This window comes from Dyella amyloliquefaciens (assembly GCF_004296575.1).
Lineage (GTDB): Bacteria > Pseudomonadota > Gammaproteobacteria > Xanthomonadales > Rhodanobacteraceae > Dyella > Dyella amyloliquefaciens.
In genome coordinates, this window is record NZ_SAYT01000005.1 from 683203 (window position 1) to 689779 (window position 6577).

6 protein-coding genes are annotated in these 6577 nt (G+C 64.4%); 1 reads left to right on the plus strand and 5 read right to left on the minus strand.

Going from position 1 to position 6577, the window contains the following annotated elements; translation table 11 throughout:
• The 3 genes from mreD to EPB08_RS14860 all read right to left on the minus strand — a co-directional run bounded on the left by mreD (nucleotide 1) and on the right by EPB08_RS14860 (nucleotide 2808).
• Entirely contained in the window at nucleotides 1-489 is a 489-nt protein-coding gene (mreD, locus tag EPB08_RS14850) for a rod shape-determining protein MreD (RefSeq protein WP_130619864.1), read from the minus strand.
• Nucleotides 486-1472 carry a rod shape-determining protein MreC gene (gene mreC, locus EPB08_RS14855; protein WP_130619865.1) on the minus strand — a complete coding sequence of 329 codons (987 nt, stop codon included), beginning with the start codon at nucleotides 1470-1472 and terminating at the stop codon, nucleotides 486-488. Before mreC ends, mreD begins: the two co-directional genes overlap by 4 nt.
• Nucleotides 1473-1761: 289 nt before the next feature.
• Nucleotides 1762-2808 carry a rod shape-determining protein gene (locus EPB08_RS14860; protein ID WP_038623286.1) on the minus strand — a complete coding sequence of 349 codons (1047 nt, stop codon included), beginning with the start codon at nucleotides 2806-2808 and terminating at the stop codon, nucleotides 1762-1764.
• 261 nt (nucleotides 2809-3069) lie between these two features.
• Between EPB08_RS14860 and EPB08_RS14865 the strand changes: the two genes are divergently transcribed.
• The gene (locus EPB08_RS14865) at nucleotides 3070-4005 is read left to right on the plus strand and encodes a carbohydrate kinase family protein (RefSeq protein ID WP_130619866.1); all 936 of its coding nucleotides are present in this window, start codon (nucleotides 3070-3072) and stop codon (nucleotides 4003-4005) included.
• A gap of 48 nt (nucleotides 4006-4053) precedes the next feature.
• Here the strand turns inward: EPB08_RS14865 and glpK are convergent, their stop codons facing one another.
• Nucleotides 4054-5559 (minus strand): glycerol kinase GlpK, encoded by a 1506-nt coding sequence (glpK, locus tag EPB08_RS14870; RefSeq protein WP_130619867.1) that lies wholly within the window; start codon nucleotides 5557-5559, stop codon nucleotides 4054-4056.
• A gap of 85 nt (nucleotides 5560-5644) precedes the next feature.
• Nucleotides 5645-6202, minus strand: a complete 558-nt coding sequence (locus tag EPB08_RS14875; protein ID WP_130619868.1) for a TIGR00645 family protein — start codon at nucleotides 6200-6202, stop codon at nucleotides 5645-5647.
• Nucleotides 6203-6577: the final 375 nt, after the last annotated feature.

Genomic DNA, 6577 nt, shown 5'->3' on the forward strand with positions numbered 1-6577 from the left:
CTACTGGATGCGCAGGCGCATGCGCAGGTCGTCCATGAGCAGGAACAGGAACGGCCACAGTGCGGCGCCGACGAACGGCGAGATCCACCAGGTGGCGGACGGCAGTGCCTCGCCGGCAAACGTACGCACGATCAGCAACATCACGCGGTCGTTGAGCAGCAGCGCAAGCACGGCCAGCGTCTGCTGCCACATCGGGAAGAAGCGCAGGCGCGAACGGAAGCGCAGCGCGATGAACACCAGCGCACACAGGCGCATGGCCTGCTCGCCCAGCAAGACGCCATCGAGCAGGTCCGCACACAGGCCGATGCAGAACGCCAGACCCAGGTTCACCCGCTGGTCGCCCGACTCCAGCGCCCAGTACAGCAGGAACAGCGCGGGCCAGTACGGCTTGAATGGCTGCAGCGGCGCCGGCAGCGGCACCAGCATCGACATCAGCGCGAACACCAGCGAGCCGGCAAACCACAGCCATTGGATGCGTTGCTTGTTCATGGCTGCGCGGCCCCCGTGCTGGTCGCGGGCGCGACCGTGGCGCGCGTGGCCGCCGGAGGCGGCGCCGTGCTCGCGGAAGGTGCCGGAGCCAGATCCGCAGGCGGACCCGCAGGTGTCACCGGCTCCGGCGGACCGACCGGCTCGGCCAGGTCATGCAGCAGCAGCACGTCTTCGCTGCGGTCCAGATCCGCCGAGGGGCGCGCCTTGCCTTCGAGGAACATGCCCGAGGCCGCCGGTTCCACGCTGCGGATTTCACCCACTGGGAAACCGGGCGGGAAGCGCCCACCAAGGCCCGACGTGAGCAGCTTGTCACCCGGATGCACGTCCGCGGCCATGGAGATGTTCGGCAGGCTCAGCAACGCACCGTCGCGCGAGCCATAGGCCACCGTGCGCAAGCCGGTGCGCTCGATCACCACCGGAATCGCGTGATCGGGATCGGTCACCAGCATCACCAGCGAGGTGCGTGCCATCACTTCCACCACCTGCCCGATCACACCGTGCGCATCGATCACCACCTGGCCCTTCTTCACGCCGTCATGCGAGCCCAGGTTGACCAGCATGCGCTGACGCGAAGCACCGAGATCCACGTCGATCACGCGGGCCAGCTGCACGTTGAGCTCCAGGCTGTGCTGCGTGTCCAGCAATTCCTTCAAACGCTGGTTCTGCTCGGCCACGGCGGCCATGCGATTGAGCTTGGCGTTGGCCAGCAACAGGTCTTCGCGCAGACGCTGGTTCTGCTCGGTAAGTACTTTGCGATCGGAGAACGCGACGCTGGCTGCGCGCATGCCGGTGGCCGGCAGGCTGGCCAGCCGATAGACCGGCTCGACCAATACCGACGCGGTGTTGCGCAGGCGCCAGATCCAGCCGTTGCGATGGTCGAGCACCATCAGCACCAGAGCCAGCGCAAGATAGAAAATCAGTCTGAGCGTACCGGCAGCTGTGCCGGCGAACAGGGGCGAGGATTCCTCGCGCGCGAGCGCCATGGCCTACCCCCCTTGTTGGAGCCTGCTCCATGCCTCCCCATGGCCCGCGCCGAGAGCTGTTTGCGCGCAGGACAAGGAAGAACGAGGGAGTGTATGTCGATACACGACCGAGTGATGACGCGGACCTGTGGGCAAACAGACTCGGCCCGAAGGGTTGGTCTCGTGCGCACGCCAGGAAGCGATGCGCGGCTTGACCTGACGGCCAGTCAGGCACTGCGCCACGCCCCACTCCCTGGCGTGCGCACGAGACCAACGCGGGCCATGGGGAGGCATGGAGCAGGCTCCTGGTTTATTCAGCAGCGAAGAAATCGCTGCCGTGCTGGTCGATCAGCTCCAGCGCCTTGCCGCCGCCACGCGCCACGCAGGTGAGGGGCTCGTCGGCCACCTGCACGTGCAGGCCGGTTTCCTCGGAGATCAGGCGATCCAGGTCGCGCAGCAGCGCGCCGCCACCGGTGAGCACGATGCCGCGCTCGGCCACGTCGGAGCACAGCTCCGGCGGGGTCTGCTCCAGCGCCGACTTCACCGCGGCCACGATGCCGGACAGCGGCTCGTGCAGCGCTTCCAGCACTTCGTTGGAGTTGATGGTGAACATGCGCGGCACGCCTTCGGCGAGGTTGCGGCCGGAGATCTCGATCTCCTTCACGTTCGTCTGCGGGAACGCACAGCCGATTTCCAGCTTGATGCGCTCGGCGGTCGACTCACCGATCAGGGTGCCGTGGTTGCGGCGCACGTAGTTGATGATGGCCTCGTCGAAGCGGTCGCCGCCCACGCGGACGGACTGCGAGTACACGATGCCGTTCAGCGAGATCACGGCCACTTCGGACGTACCGCCACCGATGTCGAGCACCATCGAGCCACGCGCCTCGTGCACCGGGATACCGGCGCCGATCGCAGCGGCCATCGGCTCTTCGATCAGGAACACGTCGCGGGCACCGGCGCCTTCGGCCGATTCCTTGATGGCGCGGCGCTCCACCTGGGTCGAGCCGCAGGGCACGCAGACCAGCACGCGCGGGCTGGGGCGCAGCATGCGCGACTTGTGCACCTGCTTGATGAAGTGCTGCAGCATGGCCTCGGTCATCGAGAAGTTGGCGATCACGCCATCCTTCATCGGACGCACGGTGGCGATGTTGCCCGGCGTACGGCCCAGCATCTTCTTGGCATCGCTACCGACGGCAGCCACGGCGCGCGGGCCACCCGGGCCACGGTCCTGACGGATCGCCACCACCGACGGCTCATTCAGGACGATGCCCTGGCCACGCACGTAAATCAGCGTATTGGCGGTGCCGAGATCGATGGAAATGTCGTTGGAGAAAAAGCCGCGAAACTTCTTGAACATGGGTCCGCCGTGGGCCGGCTGTGGCTAAAAAGTAAGCGCGCCAGTCTAGTCAGCAAACCCCCGGATCGCAAGGATAATCTCGTTAAGAAAGCCTTTGGGGACGCGATGATATGGGCGTTTTCACAGGTTGGCCGGGGGAACCTGCGACAACGGAAAGTCGCGGTCCGGGCCGGTTGCCGGTATGATCTGGAACTTTGAGCCAGGCAGGTGAACGAGCCGCCCGGCAACTTCGTTTCATCTGCCAGGAAATCACCCCGCGCCATGTCTGCCGTCATCTGCGGATCGCTCGCCTACGACACCATCATGGTCTTCCAGGACCAGTTCAAGAACCACATCCTTCCGGACCAGGTGCACATCCTGAACGTGTCGTTCCTGGTGCCGCGGATGCGCCGCGAATTCGGTGGCTGCGCAGGCAACATTGCGTACAACCTGAAGCTGCTGGGTGCGGATCCGCTGCCGGTCGCCACGGTGGGCCAGGACTTCGCGCCCTACCGCTCGCACATGGAGAAGTGCGGCATCCGCCTGGACTACGTCCGTGAATTCGAGGACCAGTTCACGCCGCAGTGCTTCATCACCACGGACCTGGACAACAACCAGATCACCGCCTTTCATCCGGGCGCCATGCTGAGCGCGCACACCAACCACGTGCGCGACATCCCGGAGATCAGCTTCGCCATCGTGGCGCCGGACAGCCGCGACGCCATGCTGCAGCACGTCGACGAGTTCGCCGCTCGCGGCGTGCCCTTCATCTTCGACCCGGGCCAGGCGATGCCGCTGTTCGACGGCGCCGAGTTCCGCGCCATGATCGAAAAGTCGACTTACGTGATCGTCAACGACTACGAATCGCAGCTGCTGCAGCAGCGCACCGGCTGGAGCGCGCAGGACATCGCTTCGCGCGTGAAGGCTTACATCGTGACGCAGGGCCCGCGTGGCTCGCACATCCACACCGACGGCACCACGCACGAGATCCCGGCCGCCCGCGAACGCCAGGTGGTGGATCCCACCGGCTGCGGCGACGCTTATCGCGCGGGCCTGATCTTCGGCATCATGAACGGCAAGGACTGGCCGACCATCGGCCGCATGGCCTCGCTGATGGGCGCCCTCAAAGTGGAGCATCCCGGCACGCAGAACCAGCGCTTCGATTACGCGCAGTTCGCCGCGGAGTTCAAGGAACAGTTCGGCTACTCGATCGACTGATCGACGCAGCACGTGCGCATGGACAAGGCCTCCCCTGCGGAGGCCTTGTCATTTCTGCTCCACGCGAAAGCCCATGGTCGCATTCACGGCGTCCTGCCAGCCACGATAGAGATCGTCGCGTTCCTTCGCAGGCATGACCGGCGCAAAGCGTCGATCCACCTGCCACAAGCTGGCAATTTCCTCGCAGTCGCGCCAGAAGCCAACGGCAAGCCCCGCAAGATAGGCGGCACCGAGCGCTGTCGTTTCCTGCACGCGAGGGCGCAATACCGGCACGCCCAGCATGTCGCTCTGGAACTGCGCCATGAAGTCGTTCGCGATGGCGCCGCCATCGGCGCGCAGCTCGGTCAGCGCAATTCCCGCGTCCGCTTCCATCGCCGTCAGCACATCGCGCGACTGGTACGCCATCGATTCCAGCGCCGCTCGTACAAAGTGCTCCTTGCTGGTGCCCCGACTCAATCCGAACACAGCGCCGCGCACATCGCTACGCCAGTAAGGTGCGCCGAGGCCCACGAACGCGGGCACCACGTAGACGCCATCGCTCGAAGCCACCCGTTCCGCATACGCCTGCGAATCACTGGCCTTGCCCAACATGCGCAGGCCATCACGCAACCACTGGATCACCGAACCGGCTACGAAAATGCTGCCCTCGAGCGCGTAGTCGACCCGGTCGCCCAATTGCCAGGCAATGGTCGACAGCAAGCCGTGCTTCGATGGCACGGCCTGCTCGCCCGTATGCATCAGCATGAAGCAGCCGGTGCCATAAGTGTTCTTGGCCATGCCAGGCTTGAAACAAGCCTGGCCAAAGAGCGCAGCCTGCTGATCGCCGGCGACACCCGCGATCGGCAGGCTGGCACCAAAGAACTGGGACGGGGCCGTCGTCGCGTAGACCTCACTGCTCGATCGCACCTCGGGCAGCATGACGCGGGGGATGTTCAACGCGTGCAGCAGATCGTCGTCCCAGCAGCAGCGATGGATGTCGAAAAGAAGCGTGCGCGCCGCGTTGCTCACGTCGGTCACGTGCGCCGCGCCGCCGCTCAGATTCCAGATCAGCCAGCTGTCGATCGTGCCGAACAGAAGCTCGCCACGTTCGGCTCGCTCTTGCGCGCCTTCCACATGATCGAGGATCCAGCGCAACTTGGTTGCGGAAAAGTACGCGTCGATCAGCAGACCGGTCCGTTCGCGGACCAGGGGCTCGAGTCCTTCCCGTTTCAGTCGTTCGCAGATATCCATGCTCTGCCGCGATTGCCACACGATCGCGTTGTGGATGGGTTGCCCGGTTGCGCGGTCCCACACCACCGTCGTCTCGCGCTGGTTCGTGATGCCGATCGCTGCGATATCCGCTAGGTCGACCTGCGCATTGGCAAGCAACTCCGTTACCGTGACCAGCACGCTGGTAAGGATGTCCCGCGGGTTGTGCTCCACCCAGCCCGGCTGGGGGAAGATCTGTGCGAACTCGCGCTGCGCGGAACCAACGACCGAGCCTGCACGATCGAACAGAATGGCCCGCGAACTGGTCGTCCCCTGATCAAGGGCCAGTATGAAACGCTTTTCCATGTTGCTCGCGCCCCCGAACGTCATCGAGGGCGCAAGCGTAGCAACAAGCGGTGGGCCGAATCGACGTCAGCTCACCGATACTTTCTCAGTGGGCTTCGCCCTTCGCGCCCGGCTGCATGATCCGGTCGATATAGGCCAACGCCAGCGCTGACACCACGAACGCCAGGTGCAGCAGCACCTGCCACATGATGGTCTGCGGGTTCAGCGTATCGGCCTTGATGAAGGTGGCCAGCAGGTGGATCGAGGAGATGCCGATGATCGCCATCGCCAGCTTCACCTTCAGCACCGTGGCGTTCACATGGGACAGCCATTCCGGTTGATCCGGATGCCCTTCGAGCTTCAGCCGCGACACGAAGGTCTCGTAGCCGCCGACGATCACCATCACCAGCAAGTTGGAGATCATCACGACGTCGATGAGGCCCAATACGGTGAGCATGATGGTGGTTTCAGCGCTCTCTGCAGTGCCGTCAGCGACGTGGCCCAGCAGGGTGGTATCGATCAGGTGCCAAAGCTCCCTGAGGAACTGCACCACGTAAATTGCCTGGGCCACGATCAGGCCCAGGTACAGCGGAAGCTGCAGCCAGCGCGAGGAAAAGATCAGGTAGGGAAGAGGACCGAGGCGGCTCTTGGAGGGAGTCGTCATGTGCATCACAACAGTAGATAGGGGGCTGTTGATGATCGCAAATTATTGCGGACCTGAGGGCAGGCGTCGCTGCGATCGTTCAGCGGGGTGATGGTGTAGAGAGGGAGTTGTTTCGCGTACAGGGGGCGCTCCACAGGAGCGTGTGTGTGGTGGCGCGTCGGCGTGAATGCCGGTGCGACGCGAGGCGCGTGTTGCGCGCTCGTTGTGGCCTGATGCCAGGATGGATCGCGCACGGGGTGCGCGATCGACACTCGGTCACGCCGTATTGTTTTGGAAGCGCGCAAAGACAAACGCCTTCCCGGATGGGAAGGCGTTTGAGGGATAAAGCCCCTGGCGGTGACCTACTCTTGCATGAGGATTCACACTACCATCGGC

What these genes read in the sequence shown, in the direction of transcription:
- mreD (WP_130619864.1), bottom strand. Translation starts at nt 489, where the DNA reads ATGAACAAGCAACGCATCCAATGGCTGTGGTTTGCCGGCTCGCTGGTG.
- mreC (WP_130619865.1), bottom strand. Translation starts at nt 1,472, where the DNA reads ATGGCGCTCGCGCGCGAGGAATCCTCGCCCCTGTTCGCCGGCACAGCT.
- EPB08_RS14860 (WP_038623286.1), bottom strand. Translation starts at nt 2,808, where the DNA reads ATGTTCAAGAAGTTTCGCGGCTTTTTCTCCAACGACATTTCCATCGAT.
- EPB08_RS14865 (WP_130619866.1), top strand. Translation starts at nt 3,070, where the DNA reads ATGTCTGCCGTCATCTGCGGATCGCTCGCCTACGACACCATCATGGTC.
- glpK (WP_130619867.1), bottom strand. Translation starts at nt 5,559, where the DNA reads ATGGAAAAGCGTTTCATACTGGCCCTTGATCAGGGGACGACCAGTTCG.
- EPB08_RS14875 (WP_130619868.1), bottom strand. Translation starts at nt 6,202, where the DNA reads ATGACGACTCCCTCCAAGAGCCGCCTCGGTCCTCTTCCCTACCTGATC.